At 61.3% G+C, this 20,062-nt stretch carries 19 protein-coding genes; 13 read left to right on the top strand and 6 right to left on the bottom strand.

The window, feature by feature from the left end; all coding sequences use genetic code 11:
- Positions 1 to 4 precede the first annotated feature (4 nt).
- A complete protein-coding gene (locus LAN70_00295; protein ID MBZ5509586.1) occupies positions 5 to 187 on the bottom strand; it encodes a hypothetical protein in 183 nt (60 codons plus the stop codon).
- Between the two features lie 447 nt (positions 188 to 634).
- Between LAN70_00295 and LAN70_00290 the strand changes: the two genes are divergently transcribed.
- On the top strand, positions 635 to 778 hold the full coding sequence (locus LAN70_00290; protein ID MBZ5509585.1) for a hypothetical protein: 144 nt from the start codon (positions 635 to 637) through the stop codon (positions 776 to 778).
- 258 nt (positions 779 to 1,036) lie between these two features.
- On the top strand, positions 1,037 to 1,447 hold the full coding sequence (locus LAN70_00285; GenBank protein ID MBZ5509584.1) for a response regulator: 411 nt from the start codon (positions 1,037 to 1,039) through the stop codon (positions 1,445 to 1,447).
- 55 nt (positions 1,448 to 1,502) lie between these two features.
- On the opposite strand, the gene LAN70_00280 is transcribed toward LAN70_00285, so the two are convergent.
- Both LAN70_00280 and LAN70_00275 read right to left on the bottom strand, forming a co-directional pair.
- Positions 1,503 to 2,687 carry an MFS transporter gene (locus LAN70_00280; GenBank protein ID MBZ5509583.1) on the bottom strand — a complete coding sequence of 395 codons (1,185 nt, stop codon included), beginning with the start codon at positions 2,685 to 2,687 and terminating at the stop codon, positions 1,503 to 1,505.
- 268 nt (positions 2,688 to 2,955) lie between these two features.
- Positions 2,956 to 3,426, bottom strand: a complete 471-nt coding sequence (locus LAN70_00275; GenBank protein ID MBZ5509582.1) for a hypothetical protein — start codon at positions 3,424 to 3,426, stop codon at positions 2,956 to 2,958.
- Positions 3,427 to 3,761: 335 nt separating this feature from the next.
- On the opposite strand from LAN70_00275, the gene LAN70_00270 reads away from it, so the two are divergent.
- From LAN70_00270 to LAN70_00260, 3 genes are all read left to right on the top strand, one after another.
- A complete protein-coding gene (locus LAN70_00270; GenBank protein ID MBZ5509581.1) occupies positions 3,762 to 4,214 on the top strand; it encodes a hypothetical protein in 453 nt (150 codons plus the stop codon).
- Positions 4,211 to 4,876: a hypothetical protein gene (locus tag LAN70_00265; protein ID MBZ5509580.1), complete on the top strand. Its 666-nt coding sequence runs from the start codon at positions 4,211 to 4,213 to the stop codon at positions 4,874 to 4,876. The genes LAN70_00270 and LAN70_00265 overlap by 4 nt, the downstream gene beginning before the upstream one ends.
- Before the next feature lie 120 nt (positions 4,877 to 4,996).
- A complete protein-coding gene (locus LAN70_00260) occupies positions 4,997 to 5,872 on the top strand; it encodes an NAD(P)-dependent oxidoreductase (GenBank protein MBZ5509579.1) in 876 nt (291 codons plus the stop codon).
- Between the two features lie 185 nt (positions 5,873 to 6,057).
- On the opposite strand, the gene LAN70_00255 is transcribed toward LAN70_00260, so the two are convergent.
- The 3 genes from LAN70_00255 to LAN70_00245 form a co-directional block, all read right to left on the bottom strand.
- On the bottom strand, positions 6,058 to 6,786 hold the full coding sequence (locus LAN70_00255) for a hypothetical protein (GenBank protein ID MBZ5509578.1): 729 nt from the start codon (positions 6,784 to 6,786) through the stop codon (positions 6,058 to 6,060).
- Positions 6,787 to 6,812: 26 nt separating this feature from the next.
- On the bottom strand, positions 6,813 to 7,805 hold the full coding sequence (locus LAN70_00250) for a S1C family serine protease (GenBank protein ID MBZ5509577.1): 993 nt from the start codon (positions 7,803 to 7,805) through the stop codon (positions 6,813 to 6,815).
- Between the two features lie 249 nt (positions 7,806 to 8,054).
- Complete coding sequence (locus LAN70_00245) at positions 8,055 to 9,392, bottom strand: MFS transporter (protein ID MBZ5509576.1); 1,338 nt, start codon at positions 9,390 to 9,392, stop codon at positions 8,055 to 8,057.
- A 184-nt stretch (positions 9,393 to 9,576) separates the two neighbouring features.
- Between LAN70_00245 and lptC the strand changes: the two genes are divergently transcribed.
- The 8 genes from lptC (at position 9,577) to gmk (ending at position 20,062) form a co-directional block, all read left to right on the top strand.
- A complete protein-coding gene (gene lptC / locus LAN70_00240; protein MBZ5509575.1) occupies positions 9,577 to 11,859 on the top strand; it encodes an LPS export ABC transporter periplasmic protein LptC in 2,283 nt (760 codons plus the stop codon).
- A complete protein-coding gene (gene lptB, locus LAN70_00235) occupies positions 11,860 to 12,588 on the top strand; it encodes an LPS export ABC transporter ATP-binding protein (protein MBZ5509574.1) in 729 nt (242 codons plus the stop codon).
- Positions 12,589 to 12,733: 145 nt separating this feature from the next.
- Entirely contained in the window at positions 12,734 to 14,527 is a 1,794-nt protein-coding gene (rpoN, locus tag LAN70_00230) for an RNA polymerase factor sigma-54 (protein MBZ5509573.1), read from the top strand.
- A gap of 147 nt (positions 14,528 to 14,674) precedes the next feature.
- Positions 14,675 to 15,277: a ribosome-associated translation inhibitor RaiA gene (gene raiA / locus LAN70_00225; GenBank protein MBZ5509572.1), complete on the top strand. Its 603-nt coding sequence runs from the start codon at positions 14,675 to 14,677 to the stop codon at positions 15,275 to 15,277.
- A gap of 196 nt (positions 15,278 to 15,473) precedes the next feature.
- The gene (rapZ, locus tag LAN70_00220; protein MBZ5509571.1) at positions 15,474 to 16,406 is read left to right on the top strand and encodes an RNase adapter RapZ; all 933 of its coding nucleotides are present in this window, start codon (positions 15,474 to 15,476) and stop codon (positions 16,404 to 16,406) included.
- 122 nt (positions 16,407 to 16,528) lie between these two features.
- A complete protein-coding gene (locus LAN70_00215; protein MBZ5509570.1) occupies positions 16,529 to 18,385 on the top strand; it encodes an ABC transporter ATP-binding protein/permease in 1,857 nt (618 codons plus the stop codon).
- 91 nt (positions 18,386 to 18,476) lie between these two features.
- Positions 18,477 to 19,364, top strand: a complete 888-nt coding sequence (locus LAN70_00210; GenBank protein ID MBZ5509569.1) for a YicC family protein — start codon at positions 18,477 to 18,479, stop codon at positions 19,362 to 19,364.
- The gene (gene gmk, locus LAN70_00205; protein MBZ5509568.1) at positions 19,361 to 20,062 is read left to right on the top strand and encodes a guanylate kinase; all 702 of its coding nucleotides are present in this window, start codon (positions 19,361 to 19,363) and stop codon (positions 20,060 to 20,062) included. The genes LAN70_00210 and gmk overlap by 4 nt, the downstream gene beginning before the upstream one ends.

Below are 20,062 nucleotides of genomic sequence, written 5' to 3'. Positions count from 1 at the left end.
GTTCCTAGCCGCAATCACGCTTTGCTGTGTTGTTGCCTGACTCGACCTGCCGTCCCGGGCAGTCGAATCCGCCGGCCGGCTTGGACGTGGTTGGGGTCATCCAGCCCGGGTTCAGCGCCCTGATCTGTTCGAGTCGGTTCGCGTCGCAGCCGCCGAGGTAACGCGAAAAGAAGACCGGGGCTTGCATGTTGCAGCTCCTGACGCTTCTCAGTTGCCATTCGCTAACACAGGCATTGGCAGCGGGATGACGATAAGGAAGACAAAGGCAAGCAAATAGCCGATGGACGAACTTGGGCTGAAACGCGCGAGGAGACATCCCAGGTTGCGCCACTGTCACGCCGTTGACGAGCTTCCAGACGGGCATGGTCCAACCGACACGATCAAAGTCGCGGTTGGAAACAGTGCACTTCAGTAACCATCCAAATATTACGGTTGTGCCTTTGATATCAGTACGTTGCGGTTTGACTCCAGGGGCGTTACGGCTCGACCAAAGTGCAAGAAAATGCAAAGGTAGGGAAATAGTCCGCACATTTCGCCCTGCTTTGAGGCGCGACTTCGAGCGTGCGATAGATTTCCGATGCTATGGCAGTTACGGTGGACATGCAGAATCCAACTGGCTTCTCCGAACTATGTGATGGATCTGGAGTTGACCGTGCCGGCCGCAGCGCTGGCATTTCCCGCCGTCCCGCTCAAGGATGTTCAGCTTCAACTCGCGGTAACGCTTGGGGCCGAGCCGAAGCCACCGTCGCTTTCGAAAGTCGCCATGCCGATCGCCTGATGTCGCGCAAGAATTGCTGCTGGTGCGCTGCCGAGAGGAATGCAAAGGACCGCAGCTTTTTCGCATTCTGCAGACCGCGCGCCCAAAACACAGGTTGCCTGATTCCGCGCTCCTGGCAACCCACGGTTTTTCCTAGGGTGCGCAGCAATTACATACGAGTACTGAAGTCGTCTCCTTGTTCACAAGCACTTGCGACTGGTGATGCCCGTGCTCTTCCGGTATGGCGTAACTTGGCGGACGCCCTGCAAGGAGGGCCGCATGCGGCACCCGGTCGTTCTATGCGTGGATGACGAAGTGGAGGGCTTGATCGGACGCGAAGCTCTGCTGAAGCAAGAAGGCTGTTACGTATTGATCAGCACCAGCCCCCGTGAGGCGCTGAAACTGTTCGCCTCGTGCCACGTCGATGCCGTGGTTCTGGATTACCAAATGCCGGAGATGCGCGGTGACGTGGTCGCTTCGCGCATGAAGCGGCTCAAGCCGGACATTCCGATCATGCTGCTGAGCGCACACGATTCGTTACCTGAAGAAGTGTTGGACCATGTGGATGTGTTTTTTCCCAAGCGGGAGCCGCCGCGGAAGTTCGTGGCGGCGGTTCACGTATTGCTCGCCGATCGGGAAAATTTCTTTGCCAAGTGGCTGCGTGATTGGAAACGCAAAGCCGCCGCTTAGTTAGCACGCTTGGAAATTTCCTCGTGGGCTGCGCGGACAAACCTCACAGCCCGCCTCAATCCGCCACGATCTCCGCTTCTTCCGGATGCAGCTTCTCGCCCGGCCTGCTGCTCAACAGACCGAGTCCCAGGCTGACGACGGCGGCGGCCGCCAGCAGCGCCACGCATCCACGCCATCGCGCCCATTGCCAGCACCATCCCGTGACCACCGCGCCCAGGCTGCCGCCCAGATAATAAAACGTGACGTACAGGCCCGCGGCCGACGATCGCGCCCGCCCGGCGATTGCCCCGGTCTCCACCGTCGCCGCCGCCTGGGCGATGAACACTCCCGACGAAAAAAGCGCCAGCCCGGCGATCACCACCGCCAGCGACGGCGCCAGCGTCAGCAGCAGTCCGGCAATCATCATCGCGCAGTAGAGAAAGGCGGTGCGCCGGAAGCCGTAGTGGTCGAGAAACTTTCCCGACATCGGCGTGATCACCACGCCGACCAGGTAGACGAAGAAGATGCTGCCCAGTTGCGCCGCGTTCAGATGAAACGGCGGCGCCGCCAGGTAAAAATTCGCATAGGTAAAGCACCCGACGAGCGAAAACAGCACCGCCGCGCCGGTGCCGAAGTTGGCCAGCAGCCGCAGGTTGCGCAAATGCCGGCGCGCATCCGCCAGGGCATGCGACATGTGTTCCGCCTGCACGAACCGGGTCGCCATCGGCAGCCATGCCCGGACCAGCAGCGCGCCTGCCAGGTTCAATCCGGCCAGCGCAACAAACGTGGCGCGCCAGCTAACATGCGTGGTGATCAGCCCCGACAGAAAGCGGCCCAGGAATCCGCCCATCACCGTGCCGCTGACGTAGGCGGCCATGGCGCGTCCCACGCCGCGCCCCTCCCATTCCTCCGTGATGTAGGCCAGCATCACCGCAATCACGCCCGGAACGAACAGGCCCTGCACGAATCGCCAGAAGATGAGCGCGTGCAAACTAGTGGCGGTGGCGCACAGCGCGGTGGGCAGCGTGAGCAGCAGCAGCGACGGCACGATCACGGTCGTGCGGCCCCGGCGCTCGGCGACGACACCGACAAAAGGCGCGGTCACCGCCACGGCAAAAATCGTGGCACTCACCGTCAGACTGACTTCCAGCTCGGAGGCGTGAAAAAGCTGCCGGAAATAAGGCAGCAGCGGCTGTGTCGGATAGACATTCAGGAAGGTGCACATGCCGGCGAGCATCACCGCCGCCATGGTCTTGTCCATGCGCGCCGCGTAGGGCGTCACGAGTTGCGCGTTGTCCGCCAGTTCGACTCTCCCGCTCCCATCCGCCAAACATTTTACCGCGCGGTCTTGGCGTGAAGTTGCGGGGCGGGGCGAGGTGGGGATGGTATCGGCCGTTTGGTCTATCGGTCGTTCGGTCTGTCAGTCGATCAGTCTGTCGGTCGTTCGGTCTATCAGTCGTTCGGTTCCAGTGCAATTGGGCTTAACCGAATGGACCGACAGACCGATAGACCGATAGACCAAAGCGCATCTACTGCTTGTCGTACACCGCGACATTGTTGACCGGTTTGCCGGCGGCGTCGGTGCCCTTGAAAGTCGAGGTACGGGTTTTCCCGTCTTTCGACACTACGGAAATGACCGTCATCACCACTTTCCCGCCTTTCTTCAGCGTGCTCTCGGTGGTGTTGGCGTCCACACGCTTGACGGCTATCGTGTCGGTATTGGTGACGCCGGTAGTCGGATTGTCTTTGCCGTCGTAGTTGGCGGAGAACTCGATCTTAATCGGCTTGCCGGCGGCATCGATGCCCGTCTGCGTCAGGTGGATGCCGGCGCCCTTGGCCTCGATCTTCATCGTGACTTCCTTCGGCGCCGGACCAGGACTGTACTTCGACTTGGCGACGTTGAGCTTCCAGGTCCCAACGTGCGGGTCGACCGCGGCAGCGGTGACGCTCACTGCGAAGACGCACAGCAGGAACAGAGTCAGAGTTCTAGTGATGCGCATTTTGCCTCCTGAATTTGGGTGTTGGAAAGAGAGTGCGGGGCATTCTAATGGGAAAAGGCGGGAGTGGAAAGCGCAAAGTGGATTGCGAGTGCCGCGGCGCGTGGTAGCTGCTGATGGGTGTGCCCGCTTCGACCCGACAGCTCCCCACGACCGTACTGCCTATTCTTTGCGCCAACGCGAGCGGCAACTTAGTCTCCCGGTTTGTCGATCTTGCAGGGCGGGGCCGGAATTGCTTCCCGTTTAGAGAAACCTTCTTGCGAAGCGCGCATTTTGTCAGCAACTTTCGACTGGCTCTGCGGTTGGCAGAAGTAGAGAATAAGTCTCAAGGTAGAGCGATGACCTGCCATCCACGTGCGCTGGCGTGCTTCGTGTTCCTTTTGGGGGTTGTGGCCGCCGCATCCCCACCGCAAGCTGCGGCAGAGGTGCGGTTGGGCGGGATCGGCATCGGCGGCGGATACGCCCGCAGCCTGTTCTATCCGCCCTATTACGGATACGGACCGTTTGCCTGGCCCTACTACAACCCCTTCTGGGGACCCCATCCGGCAATCTATCCGGGATACTCGAACGCTCCCGAGGCAGGAAAGGTCGTGCTGCGGAACGCCGCCGCCGACGCACAGGTGTACATCGAAGGCGGTTACGCCGGGGAAGCCGGCAAGCTGAAGTCGCTGCATCTGCAACCCGGGGTGTACAAGCTGGAGGTGCGTTCCGCCAGCGGCAATTTCGAGCGGCGCATTTACGTGCTCAGCGGCAAGACGCTGAAGATTGATCTGCGGAGTTCACAACCATGAAGGCTCGCGCGCTGTATGCCTGTGTGCTGTTGCTCGCAGCTTCTGCTTTGGCGCAGTCGAAGGGAATCAAGCCGCGTCCCAACCCCGACGGCTTTCCCGCCTCGGCGCAAACCGAGACTGTGGTCATCGGCGCGGCGCAACTCTCCGCCTCCCAAGTGGGACATACCTTCGCCTCACCCGAACTCGGCAAGGGCTATATCGTCGTCGAGATCGCCCTCTATCCGAAGAATGGCGAGCTCAAACTCGATCCGGCCAATTTCACCCTCGCCATCGAAAGCACTAAGACCGTGCTCCACGCCGCCAGCCCGCAGGCCATCGCCGCCGTCCTGCAAAAGCCCGGCGGCCGCGACGTGACCCTCTATCCTGTGGCGACCGTCGGCTACGAGTCCGGACGCGACATCTATGGCCAGCGCCAGAGTGGCGTGACCACCGGCGCCGGTGTCGGTGTCGGTCTTGATCCCAAGCAGCCGAAGTCCGATGCCGACCGCCGCGTCCTGGAAGCCGAGTTGAAGGACAAGGCTCTGCCCAGCGGGACATTCGAGAAACCCGTTGCTGGATATCTTTACTTCCCGGTCAGCGGCGCAAAGAAAGTGAAGTACATTCTGCAGTACAGCGACGCGCACGGCAGCGCAGCCATGCCGTTGCCGGAACCGGGCAAGTAGCCTCAACCAGGGCCAGCATCTCCAGCGCGCGTCCTTCGGCACAAGGAAGGCGACCGATACACCTGTGTTTGGCTAATGCCTAATGTACTCTAACGGTTTAGCCGGAAGGGGGAATAGACCGTGAGAGTTGCATTTCTGGGGCTGGGGTCGATGGGACGGGCAATGGCGCGCAACCTGCTGAAGGCCGGCAACACAGTTGTCGTGTACAACCGCACGCGCGCCAAGGCGGATGGACTGGCGAAGGAGGGCGCGATGGTCGCCGAGCATCCGGCCGCCATCCACGCCGACGTGGCGTTTAGCATGGTCGCCGACGATGCTGCCCTGGAACAAATTGTGTTGGGTCCGCAGGGCCTGATTGCGGGCCTGCCCAAAGGCGGGATTCACGTCTCCATGAGCACCATCAGCGCTGCTCTGTCGCGAAGTTTGGCGGACAAGCACCGCGAGCACGGGCAGACATTGGTGTCGGCGCCGGTGTTCGGACGTCCGGAAGCCGCCGAGGCGGCGAAGCTATTCATCGTGGCGGCCGGACCCCACCAGGCAATCGAGCGCTGCCTGCCGCTGTTCGACGTTATGGGGCAGAAGACGTTTGTGGTCGGCGAAGAGCCGGTCATGGCCAATGTCACCAAGCTGAGCGGAAACTTCATGATTGCCTCGGTCATCGAGTGCCTCGGCGAAGCTTTTTCCCTGGGGCGGAAATACGGCCTCGAGGCCGGCACCATGCTGGACGTGTTCACCAACTCGCTGTTCGCGGCGCCGGTGTACAAGACCTACGGGGCCATCATTGCGCAGCAGAAGTGGGAGCCGGCCGGGTTCCGCCTGCGCCTGGGATTGAAAGACGTGCGTCTGGCGCTGGCGGCGGCCGATGGCGCCGCGGTGCCCATGCCGGTGGCCAGCTTCATCCACGACAGTTTTCTTTCCGCCGTCGCGCGCGGCATGGGCGAGCTGGATTGGGCCGCGCTGGCCAAGTTGGCGGCGGAGCGTGCCGGGTTGAAATAGGCTTTCAGCCCCCAACATTAGCCACAGAGGCCACAGAGGAGAAGAAATGAAAAATTACTCTGTGTCCTCTGTGGCTAAAGAGGTTTGCTGAATTCTGGCGAGCTACCTCTGCGAAATTCCGCGTACCAGCGTACCGTCATTTCCTGCGCCGGATCGCCGCCGGCGACCCCTTGCGCGATGTCAACTCAGGAAATGATGTTGCGTCCCAGACGCACCCATGTGTTAAGGAGGCGCATCTCCGCCGCGTCTACAGTTGTCTCTAGGTACGGGCGGTATCTTTGGATGAGGCGGCAAGTCTCTTCGCGCCAGTCGTAGTCAGCCGCAGACGAAAGGGTGTTGAGGAAGTTCCACACCTCTTTTTTTGAAAAGTTCCCGTTGGCATTCGTGTCAGCGATTTGCTTCTCAACCGATTGCTGTACGGCTGGTGTTCCGAACTCAGCTTCTATCACGCGCTTGGAGGCGATCATGGCGTCCCGCTCGTAAGGAATGTCCCAGGCCATAGCGCCCCGGTCGAACTCTCCGACATTGCCGAACAGGATGCAGTTTACTTTATAAGCCAACCTCGACTGGCCGTACTGCATGAAATGCTGAAGCTCGTGCGCGAATATCATTGTGAATGTGACCGGGTCGCCTATGTATTTGGTGCCGGGGATATAAATCAGATTGTCAAAAGCAAACTCCTTTTCGCGGGTATAGAACCACTCTTCAACGTAATGGGGCCACCTGCCACCTCCAAAGATCGGGGTGTGGATCCCGCTTGATGAGGCATGCAGTCTAGGCAAGTCCGGTGGAATTTCATCATCAATATAGGAAAGCAGTTTGTAATCGGGAAGCTGGAAATAACTGAGGACTCGCTGACACAACGGTTCAACTTTCTCTTTCAGAACTGCTGACTTGAATTTTAGTGCAATCACGTTTGACACCTGGGCGGGAACGCCGTTCAGTACTGGGACTCACCAGTGTTGAATCCGATTACTCGCATTTCAACCTTGAAGGTATAGTGCCCATGCTGCCAATTCCCAGCTTCTATGCTATCGAGCACGTACGTCTGCTCGACGTCCTTCGTCAGACCAGCAGGGATCGTGTACGCATATCTAAAACGATCAAAATCCAGCATCTTACCGGAGTGGTCATAGAAGACAACCACAACGTCAATCTGAGAGACTGCAACCGGGAGCTTATTTGTGAGCCTTATCTGATAGCTTCTAGGGTAAGAGGACCTGAAGTCAGTTGCCAAGACGCCTTCTTCAGTTCTTGTTCCCAAGCCGTCTATTATAGATGTGGATGCGTTAGAGCTCTTCAGTGTCGGGCGCAGTGGTGCCACAACGGCCGGGTGGGTTTCGAGCATCTTCGCCAAGTAGCTTACAGGTACGGCCAAATTAAGGTTCTGTCCCTCCTTAAATGTTGCAACAGCGACCCCAATAACTTCGCCTGCAACATCCATCACTGGCCCACCGCTACTGCCCGGAGAGATCGGAGCAGTCATTTGAACGATTGAGTCTGATCCCGTATGCCTGATTCCGCTGATGATGCCCGCTGAAAAGGTGCCCTCTAGGCCGAGGGGATTGCCGATCACATAAACGCTATCACCAATGCTCGGGCCTGGCCCCGGACTCAATCGCAACGAAGGGGCTTTCCCCGAGACCTTCAGTAAGGCTAAGTCTGCATGGCGATCAATTGCGAGAGTACCCAAGATTTGATATGTGTGAGCTTGTCCGACCAGTTTCGCCGACCCGCTGCCGGCATCTTCAATGACGTGGGCGTTCGTAGCGACTACGTTTTCAGAGACAAAGAATCCGCTCCCGATGCACAGCGGCTGGCCATTCGAATCGTTCATTGCGAGGAGGACGACAGACTTAAAGCCTCTCTTGGCCAGTTCTCCCGGAGACTCCGCAAGGCATACTGATACAAGTGCAAACAATAAAACCAACAAGCGATGCGGCCTCAATCTGATCCTCCTCAATTGCACGAATCAATTTTGGAGTGCTGCTGGGAGTCATTGTAGCGCCGTTCGCTGCCTGTGTGCCCGTAAGTCCACGGTTAAGTTTTGACGAGGTAGGCCCAACCATACGCGCAGACGTTAAATGTAAACAAATATTGACGTGAACCTGAGAGGACATTGAAAGATCGACGAACCAGAGGGAGCCTGAAGCCCGAAGCCTAAAGCCTGAAGCCTTTCGAGCTACCGCTGCGAAATTCCGCGTACCGTCATTTCCTGCGCCGGATCGCCCCCGGCGACGGCTTGCGCGATGATGAGCTGGCGGGCTTCGGCGCGCCACCCCGGCAGACGCGCGGCAAAAAACGCCGATCCTGCAATGCAGGCCACGCCGCCGATGGCCACCGTGATCGGGGCGCCCAGCCGGTCCGCCAGCGCGCCGGCGAAAAACGACCCAAACGGCGCCATGCCCATGAACATCATCGAGTACACGGCCATGACGCGCCCGCGCAGGTGATCGGGCACCATGGATTGGATGAGCGTGTTGGAGGACGCCATCTGCACCATGATGGTGAAACCCACGGGCAGCAGCAGCAGCAGCGAGAGCCAGAGCGAGCGCGCGAAGGCAAACAGGATCAGGCTCGCGCCAAATCCAACCGAACAGACCGCCACCCACTTGCCCAGCCCCTTCAACCCCTGCTTCGCCGCCAGCGTCAGCGCCCCGAGTAGCGCGCCGACTCCGGTGGCGCCCATCAGCAGTCCGAGCCCGCGCGCGCCCACGTGCAGGATGCGGTCGGCGAAAATCGGCATGAGCACCGCATACGGCATGCCGACCAGGCTCACCAGGCCGAGCAACAGCAGCAGCGTGCGGATCGGTGCGGTATGGCGCACGTACCGGAATCCCTCGATGATGTGCTCCAGCGTGGAGGCGGTGCGCGCCGGCGGCTCGTAGCGGCGGACGTCCATCAGCACCAATCCTGCGAGCACAGCGAGGTAGCTTACCGCGTTGGCGAAGAAGCACCAGCCCTCGCCCACCGCCGCCACCATGACGCCGGCCACCGCCGGACCGACGATGCGCGCCCCGTTGAACATCGAGGAGTTCAGCGCGATTGCGTTCATCAGGTCTTCGCGGCCCACCATGTCCACCAGAAACGCCTGCCGCCCGGGAATATCGAAAGCGTTGACGACGCCCAGCGACGCGGCCAGCGCGAAGATGTGCCACACGTGCACGCGGTGGCTGAGCGTCAGCCACGCCAGGACGAAGGCCAGGATCATCGAGGCGGTCTGAGTGGCGATGATCAGGCGATGGCGGTGGTGCCGGTCTACGATCGTGCCGCCGATGGGAGCCACCAGGAAGACCGGGAACTGCGACGCGAATCCGACCGCGCCCAGCAGCAGCGACGACCCGGTCAGCCGGTACACCAGCCACGCCTGCGCCACCGACTGCATCCAGGTGCCCACCAGCGAGATCAGTTGTCCGCTGAAAAAGAGCTGGAAATTGCGGTGCCGCAACGAACGCATCGCCCGCCAGACTCTGCCTTGAGAGGAGGGAATTGCGGGTTGGAACGAATTCGCCGGCGGCATGGATTTTGGATGCTGCGTAAAACAGAATAGCAGGGGGATGAGTACCGAGTACCGAGTACCGAGCGCTGAGCACCGAGTACCAACTGCCGACTGCCACCTACCAACGACTGACAACTAACACCCGCTACCAGTTACCACGCAACCCAGTACTCAGTACTCAGTACTCGGTACTACAATCGAAGCAATGCCCCTCAACCCCAAGCGGCTCAGACTGTGGTTTGCCTCCGCGGCCATCCTATTGGCGGCGCTGGTCGCCGGGTTCTATTTCTATGGACGCATGCGGGTGCGGCACGCGATCAAGGAAGTGCCGGAGAAATTCGGCGTGAACATCCAGCAGAGCACGCAGGGGTTCACGCTGTCCAAGTCCGAAGCCGGCCACACGCTGTTCACCATTCACGCCTCCCGCGCGGTGCAGTACCAGGAAGGCGGCAAGGCCGAGCTGCGGGGCGTCAGCATTGTCGTCTATGGCCGCCAGTCGAACCGCTACGACCAGATCTACGGCGCCGACTTCGAATACGACCCCCAATCCGGCGAGGTGACCGCTAAAGGCGAGGTGCACATTGATCTCGAAGCCAATGCGGAAGGCCCGCTGAACCCCGACCAGGCGCCGCCGCCGGAGCTCAAGAATCCCATTCACGTGAAGACCAGCGGCCTTATCTTCAACGCCAAGACGGGGCTGGCCAGCACCAGGGAGCGCATCGAGTTTCGCGTGCCGCAAGCCAGCGGAGCGGCGGTCGGCGCCGGCTACGATTCCAAGGCCGCAACCCTCACCCTCGATTCCAATATCGTGGTGACCTCGACCGACCAAAGCGCCACCACCATCACCGCCCGTCGTAGTGTCATCACCAAGGGTCCCAGCCGCGCGGTGCTCGACGGCGTGCACGTGGCGCGCGACACCGGTTCCTTCGCCTCCAACCAACTGACGGTGTACCTGCGGGACGACAACACCATCGAGCACCTGCTCGCCACCGGCGACGTGCGCGCCGACACCAAGGGCAAATCCGCCACCCAAGTGCGCTCGCAGCGCGCGGAAGCCTGGATCACCGCCAAGAACGCGCTGAAGGCGGCGGAATTCTCCGGCGGTGTGCAGTTGGACAGCACCGGCGAGCAGGCCATGCAGGGGACCGCGGGCAAGGTGAGGGTCGCTTTCGCGGCGCAGAACCGCGCCGACAAGGCCGTTGCCAGCGACGGCGTCAAGCTGCTGCAACAACCGGCTCGCGGCAAAGCGGCGCATCCGGTGGAGATCGCCGCGGCCAGCATCGACTTTCTGGTGCAGAACGGGCGCACCCTGCAACAGGCCGTAACCGGCGGGCCGGCGCAGGTCACGGTCTTACCGCTGGCGGGCGCGTCGGGACCAGACGCCGGGCAGACCGTCGCCACGGCTGGACGCTTCGAAGCGCGCTTCAATCGCCAGAACCGCATCGATCACTTGACCGGAGCGCCGGATACGAAGGTGGTGTTGTCATCGCCGGGGCAGCCGGACAAGACCAGTACGAGTGATGCGCTTGAGGTGACGTTTAACCCGGCGGGCGCCATCGCGTCCATGCTTCAGGACGGCCACTTCCATTACACCGAACCCGCCGGGTCGGGCGGGAATGATCGCGCCGCCTGGGCTGAGCATGCCCGCTATACGCCCACGGAGGAGGTGCTGACGCTGACCGGGTCGCCTCGGGTGGTCGATGGCGGCCTGACCACCACGGCGGACGTGATTCGCCTGGATCGCCGCTCCGGCGATGCCGCCGCTACCGGCGACGTAAAGAGCACGTACAGCGATCTCAAGGCGCGTCCCGATGGGGCGCTGCTGGCTTCCTCCGATCCAATTCATGTGACCGCGCCCAGCATGCGCGCGCTGCGCGGCAGTGGCATGGCGGTGTACACCGGCGGGGCAAGGTTGTGGCAGGGATCCAGCATCGTGCAGGCGCCGGTGATCGAGTTCAACCGCCCGGACGGTCGCCTGGTGGCCAGGGCTTCCACGCCGGGCGCGGCAACAGGCGCCGTTACCACCTCCTTTGTCCAGCGGGACCAAAACGGGAAAGTAACCCCGGTGAGCGTCGGCGCGGCGCAGTTGACCTACCTCGACCACGAGCGCAAGGCACGATTTGAAGGTGGCGTGGTCCTGCGCACTACGGACACAACCATGACCGCGGAAAAAACTGATGTCTATTTGCAAGCCAGGGGCCAAGCTGCCGCCGCTTCCGGGCAGCCGGCGCCCAGCCAGATTGAGCGGATCGTGGCTGAAGGGCAGGTCAATATCCAGCAACCGAACCGGCGCGCGACCGGCCAAAAGCTGGTTTACACGGCTTCGGACGGCAAGTTTGTGCTGGTCGGCGGACCCCCTAGCATTTTTGATGCCGAACGGGGCAAGATTACCGGCGGTTCGTTGACTTTCTACAATCACGATGATAGGGTCGTGGTTGATAGCAGCAATTCTTCGCCAACCGTAACCCAAACGCGGGTAGCCAAGTAGATGCAGACCCTGGCGACAGACGAGATAGGCAAATCTTATCGCGGGCGCCGGGTCGTAAGTGCCGTCAGCCTCCACGTCAAGCAAGGGGAAGTGGTGGGTCTGCTGGGGCCAAACGGCGCCGGCAAGACGACCACTTTTTACATGATTGTCGGGCTCACTCCTCCCGATTCGGGAAAAGTGACGCTCGACGGCCAGGACATCACCGCAACCCCTATGTACTTGCGAGCAAGGAACTTCGGCGTCAGCTACCTGCCGCAGGAGCCCTCGGTTTTCCGCAAGTTGACGGTCGAGGAGAACATCCTGGCGGTGCTGGAAGCGCAGCCCACCTCCTGGCACGAACGCCGGGAGAGGATGGAGAAGCTGATCGGGCAGTTGGGTTTGGGATACATCCGCAAGAACCGCGGCTATGCCCTGTCAGGGGGTGAGCGGCGCCGGGTGGAGATTGCCCGTGCCCTGTGCATCCAGCCCAAGTTTATCCTGCTGGATGAGCCTTTCTCGGGGATCGACCCGATTGCTGTGCTGGACCTGCAGAAGATCATTGCCGATCTCAAGGCCAGCGGCATCGGGGTGCTGATTACGGATCACAATGTGCGCGAGACGCTCTCGGCCACCGACCGGGCGTACATCATTAACGAAGGACGCATATTCCGGACGGGTACTCCGGAGCAGCTCGGCAACGACCCGGAGGTCAAGCGAGTGTATTTAGGGGAAAGCTTCTCCTTGGTCTAGGGTGAAGTCTCACGCCGGTAACTTGCCCTCGGGCAAATTCGGAGCGACACTTTGATGAACGATTTGCTGATTCGCCGACTTGCTGATTGCATTTCAATCCCCAAATCGCTAAATCACCAAATCACGAGATGTTTGTAAGGCATCCATGGTACTGCTGTCACCAAAGCTCAACTTAAGGGTCATGCAGAAGCAGATCCTGACGCCTGGCCTGGTCCAGATGGTCAGCGTTCTGGCGTTGAACAAGCTTGAGCTCAAGGACATGATCAATGCGGAGATGGTGGAAAACCCCGTCCTGGAGGAACTGGACGGCACCGTTCCGCTGCTCGATGAAGTGGCCGGCAAGGAAGAGGAGCGCGAGCGCTTGGCCGCCGCCGAGGCCGATCCCGCCGCCGCGGTCGACAAGAAGGACCCCTTCGACGAGATTGACTTCGGTACTTTCTTCCAGGATTACCTCGATCCCGGCTATCGCAGCCCGGAATCTGAGTCCGTGGAAAAGCCTTCGTTCGAGAACTTCCTTTCCAAGGCCAGCACCCTCACCGACCACCTCATGTGGCAGTTGGGCGCAATGAGCGTCACGCCCGGCGTGCGCGAGGCCGCGGAACTGATCATCGGAAACCTCAACGAAGAGGGGTACCTGACCGCCAGCGACGAGGAGTTGATGCTCGCGGCGCTGCCGCCCGTGCACGCGGCGCCTCCGCAACCGGCCGTTGCCGAATCCGAGCCTGAGCCCGAACCGCAGCCGGAATCGGATGCCTTGCTGGACGATCTGACCGGCGAAGCGGTGGCGCTCGAGACCGCGGATGCCCTATTCGTCCCTACGATGGCTGACGAAGCGGCGCAGGCTTCGTCGGAAGTTTCGGTCGCCGTGGCGGCCGCGGAGGAAGAGGTCGCACTGGCGGCAGTGGCCGAAGCGGCGGTACCAGTCGCAGCGCACGCCGGGCCGCAACTGGTGGAATCGACGGGCGCCAAACCGCTGTTCACGCGCGAGGAGCTGCAGGAGGCCCTGGGCATTGTGCAGCAGATGGATCCGGTCGGAGTCGGCGCACGCGACGCGCGCCAATGTCTGCTGGCGCAATTGATATTTCTGCAGCATGCGCACCAGGTGACGGGCGCCAACGGCACCGGAACCGGCGAAGCGCTGGCGGATGCCATCGTCATTGTCGGCGACCATCTCCGGGCGGTGCAGAACAAGCAGTTGAAGGAAATCGCCAAGGCGATCGGCCGCCCGCTGGAAGCGGTCCAGGCCGCCCTTGATCTGGTGAAGACGCTCGATCCCCGCCCCGGTCTGCGCTACAACAAGGTCGAACCGCGGCTGATTGAGCCCGATGTGGCCTTCATCAAGCATGGCGACGAATACCTCGCCGTCCTCAACGACGACGATGTCCCGCAATTGCGCCTCAACACCACCTACAAGAAGCTGCTGAGCCGCGAGGCCGCCGAAAAAGATGTTCGCAATTACGTGAAAGAGCGGTATAAGTCCGCCATCCAGTTGATCAAGAACATCGAGCAGCGCAAGCAGACTATCTTGAAGGTTTGCTACGCGATTCTGGGGCGGCAAAAGGATTTCCTGGACAAGGGCATCGACCAGTTGAAGCCCATGATGATCAAGGAAGTCGCGGAAGAAATCGGCGTGCATCCTTCCACCGTCAGCCGTGCCGTGGCCAACAAGTACGCCCACACGCCCCAGGGCGTGTTCGAACTGCGCTATTTCTTCAGCGAAAGCGTCAACGGGCCGGAGGGCAGCAACACCTCGTTGCTCATCCTGAAGCGCCGCGTCAAGAAGCTGATTGAGGAAGAAGATCCCACCAGGCCGTTAACCGACGAGCAGATCACCCGCATCCTCCAGTCGCAGGGCATCCAGGTCACTCGCCGCACGGTCGCGAAGTATCGGGAAGACATGCACATCCCGAGCACCCACCAGCGCAGAGTGAAAGACTGATTCGGGTGGCCCGCCCTTGCGCCCGGGTTTGGCGAAGGGTGGGTGACACAACGTTCTTAGCCGTACAGGAAGTTGAACGCACCAGGATGGTCACCGGGACGTTCGGAACACGGACGGCGGGCATCCTGGCGATAAAGGGGGCGTTCGATGAACGTGGAATACACCGGCAGGCAGTACGAAATCAGTCCCAAGGTCCGCAAGCAGGTCGAACACGGTCTCGCCAAACTGGTCAAAATTCTGGGCGACAATCTTGAGTCGAAGGTGATCCTCGCCGTCGAGAAGCACCGCTGCAAGGCCGAGATCACCGTCACCGTGCGCAGCAATCCCATCGTCGGCGCGGCCGTGGCGGGCGACATGATCGCCGCGGTTGGCGAGGCGCTGGAGCGCATCGAGCGCCAGGCCATCAAGCACCGTACACGGTGGCGCTCCATCAAGCAGAAGGCGCGCAAGAAGCAGCCCGCCAGCGCCGCCGAAGTGCAGGTCGAGGAATTTCGCATGGCGGTGGGCGCGCAAGCTGCCACTGCGGTCCCGGTGGTGGTGCACGCTTATCCGGCGGCGGCGCGTACCCTGGAGGCGCACGTTGTGCCCTCCCACGACGCCGTGGCGCTGCGTCCCATGACGCTGGAGGAGGCCGTCAAGGAAGCCCAGTTCCGCGATCGCGACGTCTTCGTCTTCCGCGATCTGAAGGGCAAAGTCAAGGTCCTGCACCGCACCAAGGACGGCAAAATGGAGTTGATTGAGGCGCCTTAGAAGCAGTTTCAAGTTTCAGTTTCAGTTTCAGAGGGGCACAGCGATGTGCCCCTTTTCATTGGGGTCTATCGGTTCATCGGTCCATCGGTCGGTCGCTTGAATTCGAACGTAAGGACCGAGAGACCGATAGACGGATCGACCGACCTGATGCCGAACTGAGTTACTGACAAACGAAGTTTTGCGTTACGATGCAGCTATGCCGTCCGGCAGCGCCAACAAACGTCGTGCCCGCCCCGCGAGTCCGCGTCGCAAGGGCGTCCCGGTGCGGGACCCCCACCGCCGGCCGGAACTGGTCATCATCACCGGCATGAGCGGGTCGGGCAAGGCTTCGGTCCTCAAGGTGTTCGAGGACCTCGGCTATTACGCCGTGGACAACCTGCCCATGGAGTTGCTGCCGCGCTTCGCCGAGTTGGCGCGTTCCTCCGACATCGAGCGCACCGCGCTGGTGGTGGATGTCCGCGAGGGCGCCAAGCTCGATCGCCTGCCCGTCATGCTGAAGCAGATCAAGCGCACCTTGCGCACCACGGTGCTCTTTCTCGAGGCCAATGACGAGGCGCTGCTCCGCCGCTTCAGCGAAACCCGCCGCCCGCATCCGCTGGGCGCATCCGCGCCGGTCAAATCGTCCATCGCCGCCGAGCGCCGCCGCCTGCGCCCCATCTCCGCCGTCGCCGACGTCATCCTTGACACCTCGAAATTCAACGTCCACGAGCTGCGCGACCACATCCTGCGCCGCTTCGAGCGCGAGCACACCGAAAAGAACATCCTCGTCTCTTGCGTCAGCTTCGGCTACCGGCACGGCGTACCCGACGACGCCGACCTGCTGTTCGACGTCCGCTTCCTGCCGAATCCGCATTTCGTGCCCGCATTCCGGCCCCTTACCGGACGCCACCCCAAGGTCGCCAAGTACATCCGCTCGTTCCCGCAGACGCAGGAGTTCATCAACCGCATTTCCGATTTGCTGGTCTATTTGCTGCCCCACTACGTCAAAGAAGGGAAGAGCTATCTGACCATCGGCTTTGGCTGCACCGGCGGCCAGCACCGCTCGGTCATGATTGCCGAAGACGTTGCCAAATGCTTGCGTAAGGGCGGGTATCAGGTCAAGGCCATCCACCGCGACTCGCCGCGATGACTCGATTCGGCAATTCCGCAGTGCGGCAATTCGTCAATTTCCTTTAGAATGGCTGTGTTGCCTTCCCCTAAGATATCCCCGGTTGGCGGCCAGAATCCCGGTCCCACCCCGGCGGTGCGCTGATGCGTCATGCCTGGCGCCTGGTGCGCTACATCCGCCCCTACGCCCTGCAACTGCTCGCCTCGGTGGTGCTGCTGGCGGGCGTCGGACTGTTCAGCGCGTTTCGTCTCCTGCTGGTGCGTCCCATTTTTGACCGAGTTTTGAATCCCGCCTCGCAATCGCGTGACATCCTCCTCTTCAAGGTTCCGTGGAGCCAGCACGCCCTGTACTTGCAGCAGCTTGTGCCGGAGCATTTCCACAACGCCTGGACGGTCGTGGCCTTCGCCCTCGTCGCCTCCACGCTGCTCAAGGGGTTGTTTGACTACGCCGGCACCTACCTGGTGAACTACGCCGGTTTTGGGCTGATCACCGATCTCCGTGACGAGCTTTACAACGCCATTCTGCGCCGCTCGGTCGCCTTCTTTCACCGCTTCTCCACCGGCACACTGCTCTCCACGCTCATCAACGACATTGAGCGCGTGCAGGTCGCCATGTCGGCCGTTCTCGCCGAGTTCCTGCAACAGTTCTTCACCTTGTTGTTTACCGTCGCGGCGGTCATCGTCCTGGGCGGAAGGCTGGCCTGGTTCCTGCTGCTGTTTGTGCCCTTCATCGTATTTTCAGTCGGCCGGATAGGAAGACGGGTGCGGCACACCACGCGCCGCGGACAGGACAAGCTCGCCGAGATTCACAATATCCTGCACGAAACCATCACCGGAAATCGCATCGTGAAAGCGTTCGGCATGGAACTGTGGGAGGCCGTCCGTTTCCGCGGCGCAGCCCGGCGCCTCTTCCGTGCCAACCTGCGTTCCGTCCGCGCCGCTGCGCTCAGTTCGCCGCTCATGGATTTCTTCGCCATGGTGGGCATCGCCTTGATGCTCCTCATGGGCCGAGACCGCATCAAGACCGGCGAGTTCACCCTCGGCGCCTTTGCGGCGTTTATCGTGGCCGTATTCAGCCTTTACGATCCGGTCAGGAAGATGGCGCAGTTCTACAACAATTTTCAGCAGGCGATTGGCGCCTCGTCCATGATCTTTTCCTTCATGGACGCGGACGATGACGTCAAGGAGCGGTCCAAGCCGGTGCAGTTGCCGAAATTCCACCAGGGGATCCGCTTCGAGCACGTCAGCTTCGGCTACGACGACGGCAACGGCGCGTCGCGCCCGGTGCTGCAGGACGTTGATCTGGAAGTAAAGGCCGGCGAAGTCGTCGCCATCGTCGGTTCCAGCGGCGCCGGCAAGACCACCATGGTGCACCTGATCCCGCGCTTTTTCGACGTCACCGGCGGCCGCCTCACCATCGACGGCCGCGACGTGCGCGAGCTTAGCCTGGCCTCGCTGCGCGCCCAGATCGGCATCGTTACCCAGGACACCATCCTGTTCAACGATACGGTGCGCAATAACATCGCCTACGGGCAGCCCAATGTCTCGCTTCCCGTGGTAAAAATTGCGGCCGAAGCCGCGCTGGCCGACGGTTTCATCGGCGAACTGCCGGAGGGCTACGACACCATCATCGGCGAGCGCGGCGTGCGCCTCTCCGGCGGCGAGCGCCAGCGCATTGCCATTGCCCGCGCCCTGCTGAAGAACGCGCCCATCCTGATTCTCGACGAGGCCACCTCCGCCCTCGACACGGAAAGCGAATCCCTGGTCGCCTCCGCGCTGCAGAACCTGATGGCGGGCCGCACCACGGTTGTGATCGCGCACCGGCTCTCCACCGTGCGCCGCGCCGACCGCATCATCGTGCTCGAAAACGGCGCCATCAGCGATATTGGTTCGCACGAAGACCTCATGGCGCGCCTGGGAACCTATCGCAGGTTGTATGATCTGCAGTTCGTGGATCTGGAGCCGCCGAAAGTGGCCGCCGAGTCCGCGGGAGAGAAGTAATTTGTAAATGGTAATTTGTAATTTGCAATTTCGTTGAGAGCGCAACCGGCCTTCCGGCCAATTACCAATTACAAATTACCAATTACAAATTATGTCCATCCGCTCCATGACGGGGTACGCCCAGGTGAAAGGCCAGGTGCACGACCGCCTCGGCTTCACCTTGTCGCTGAAATCGGTGAACCACCGTTTTCTCGATCTGCACCTGCGCATGCCCGCCGAGACCGACGCGCTCGAAATGCAGCTTCGCCGTGCCCTGAAATCCAAGCTGGCGCGCGGGCATGTCGAGCTGACGCTCGACATCGAGCGCGCCGACGCCCAGGGCATCACCGTCAATCGCGAACTGGTCAGCGGCTACATCACCGCCTTCCGCAATGTCGCCAAGGAATTTGGGCTAACGGCGGAGCCCGACCTCAACGCCATCTTCAAAATTCCGGGCGCGCTCGACGGCGCCGGCGGCGACTTTGATGAAGAGACCGAAAAAGCCGTGCTCGCCAAGCTGGACGAAGCGGTCAAGCGGCTGGACGCCATGCGCGCCGAGGAAGGCAAGGGAATCGACCACCAGTTGCGCGGGCACATGCAGCGCCTGCTCCAGGCCACCCAGGAAATCGGGAAACATCGCGCCGCGGTCTCGCAGGCCTACCTGGAGAAAGTGCAATTGCGCATGCAGGAATTGATCGGCGCCCACGCCGACCGCGACCGCATCCTGCAGGAAGCCGCGCTGCTGGCCGAGCGCAGCGACATCCGCGAGGAGTTGGTCCGCATGGAAACGCACGTCCAGCACTTCCTGGGGCTGCTCGACCAGAGCGGCGAAGTCGGCAAGAAGCTCGACTTCCTGCTCCAGGAAATGGGCCGCGAGGCGAACACGCTGATGTCCAAGACCTCCGGCGTGGCCGGCGAAGCCTTGCGCATCACCGAAGTTGGGCTGGGCATGAAAGCTGAAATCGAAAAATCTCGCGAACAGGTGCAGAACGTCGAATGAGCGGGATTCTTTTCATCATCTCCGCCCCCTCCGGGTCCGGCAAGACCACGCTCACCAACGAACTGCTCACGCTGGTTCCCGGCCTGCAATTTTCCATCTCCTACACCACGCGTCCGCCGCGCGGCAGCGAGCAAAGCGGGCGCGAATATTTCTTCGTTTCCAAGGAGGAATTCGAGGAGATGATCCGCCGCGGCGAGTTCCTCGAGTACGCCTGCGTCTTTGGCCATTACTACGGCACCGCCCGGCGCTTCCTCGACGACGCCCGCAACACCGGCCGCGACCTGGTGCTCGACATTGACGTGCAGGGCGCGGCCCAGGTCGCGAAAATGGCGGAGGCGGTCAGCATTTTCATCCTACCCCCTTCCCGCGAAGTTCTGGAGTTCCGGCTCCGCAATCGCAGCCATTCCGAACACATGGATTCGGAAGAAGTTATCCGACGGCGCCTGGAGGGGGCGCGGAAAGAGATTGAGAATTACCGGAACTATGACTATATTCTTGTGAACGACCGCCTGGAACAATCCATCGCCCAGCTGAAGGCAATCGTGGCGGCGGAGCGCCTGAAACGCTCGGAAACGAAGCCTTCCGCGGAGAGTGCCGGCGTGTTGGCCGCAGCCGAAAGGTCGTTGCTGCCCAACGTTCGTCCGCGCGCCGAGCAGATTCTGGCCTCGTTTGAACGGCCGGGAATGGACACGAGGTGA

This window comes from Terriglobia bacterium (assembly GCA_020072845.1).
Lineage (GTDB): Bacteria > Acidobacteriota > Terriglobia > Terriglobales > Acidobacteriaceae > JAIQGF01.
Note: the sequence above shows the minus strand (reverse complement) of the source record. Positions and strands in the feature narration are given on the sequence as shown.

What these genes read in the sequence shown, in the direction of transcription:
- LAN70_00295 (MBZ5509586.1), bottom strand. Translation starts at nt 187, where the DNA reads ATGCAAGCCCCGGTCTTCTTTTCGCGTTACCTCGGCGGCTGCGACGCG.
- LAN70_00290 (MBZ5509585.1), top strand. Translation starts at nt 635, where the DNA reads ATGGATCTGGAGTTGACCGTGCCGGCCGCAGCGCTGGCATTTCCCGCC.
- LAN70_00285 (MBZ5509584.1), top strand. Translation starts at nt 1,037, where the DNA reads ATGCGGCACCCGGTCGTTCTATGCGTGGATGACGAAGTGGAGGGCTTG.
- LAN70_00280 (MBZ5509583.1), bottom strand. Translation starts at nt 2,687, where the DNA reads ATGGACAAGACCATGGCGGCGGTGATGCTCGCCGGCATGTGCACCTTC.
- LAN70_00275 (MBZ5509582.1), bottom strand. Translation starts at nt 3,426, where the DNA reads ATGCGCATCACTAGAACTCTGACTCTGTTCCTGCTGTGCGTCTTCGCA.
- LAN70_00270 (MBZ5509581.1), top strand. Translation starts at nt 3,762, where the DNA reads ATGACCTGCCATCCACGTGCGCTGGCGTGCTTCGTGTTCCTTTTGGGG.
- LAN70_00265 (MBZ5509580.1), top strand. Translation starts at nt 4,211, where the DNA reads ATGAAGGCTCGCGCGCTGTATGCCTGTGTGCTGTTGCTCGCAGCTTCT.
- LAN70_00245 (MBZ5509576.1), bottom strand. Translation starts at nt 9,392, where the DNA reads ATGCCGCCGGCGAATTCGTTCCAACCCGCAATTCCCTCCTCTCAAGGC.
- lptC (MBZ5509575.1), top strand. Translation starts at nt 9,577, where the DNA reads ATGCCCCTCAACCCCAAGCGGCTCAGACTGTGGTTTGCCTCCGCGGCC.
- lptB (MBZ5509574.1), top strand. Translation starts at nt 11,860, where the DNA reads ATGCAGACCCTGGCGACAGACGAGATAGGCAAATCTTATCGCGGGCGC.
- rpoN (MBZ5509573.1), top strand. Translation starts at nt 12,734, where the DNA reads ATGGTACTGCTGTCACCAAAGCTCAACTTAAGGGTCATGCAGAAGCAG.
- raiA (MBZ5509572.1), top strand. Translation starts at nt 14,675, where the DNA reads ATGAACGTGGAATACACCGGCAGGCAGTACGAAATCAGTCCCAAGGTC.
- rapZ (MBZ5509571.1), top strand. Translation starts at nt 15,474, where the DNA reads ATGCCGTCCGGCAGCGCCAACAAACGTCGTGCCCGCCCCGCGAGTCCG.
- LAN70_00215 (MBZ5509570.1), top strand. Translation starts at nt 16,529, where the DNA reads ATGCGTCATGCCTGGCGCCTGGTGCGCTACATCCGCCCCTACGCCCTG.
- LAN70_00210 (MBZ5509569.1), top strand. Translation starts at nt 18,477, where the DNA reads ATGTCCATCCGCTCCATGACGGGGTACGCCCAGGTGAAAGGCCAGGTG.
- gmk (MBZ5509568.1), top strand. Translation starts at nt 19,361, where the DNA reads ATGAGCGGGATTCTTTTCATCATCTCCGCCCCCTCCGGGTCCGGCAAG.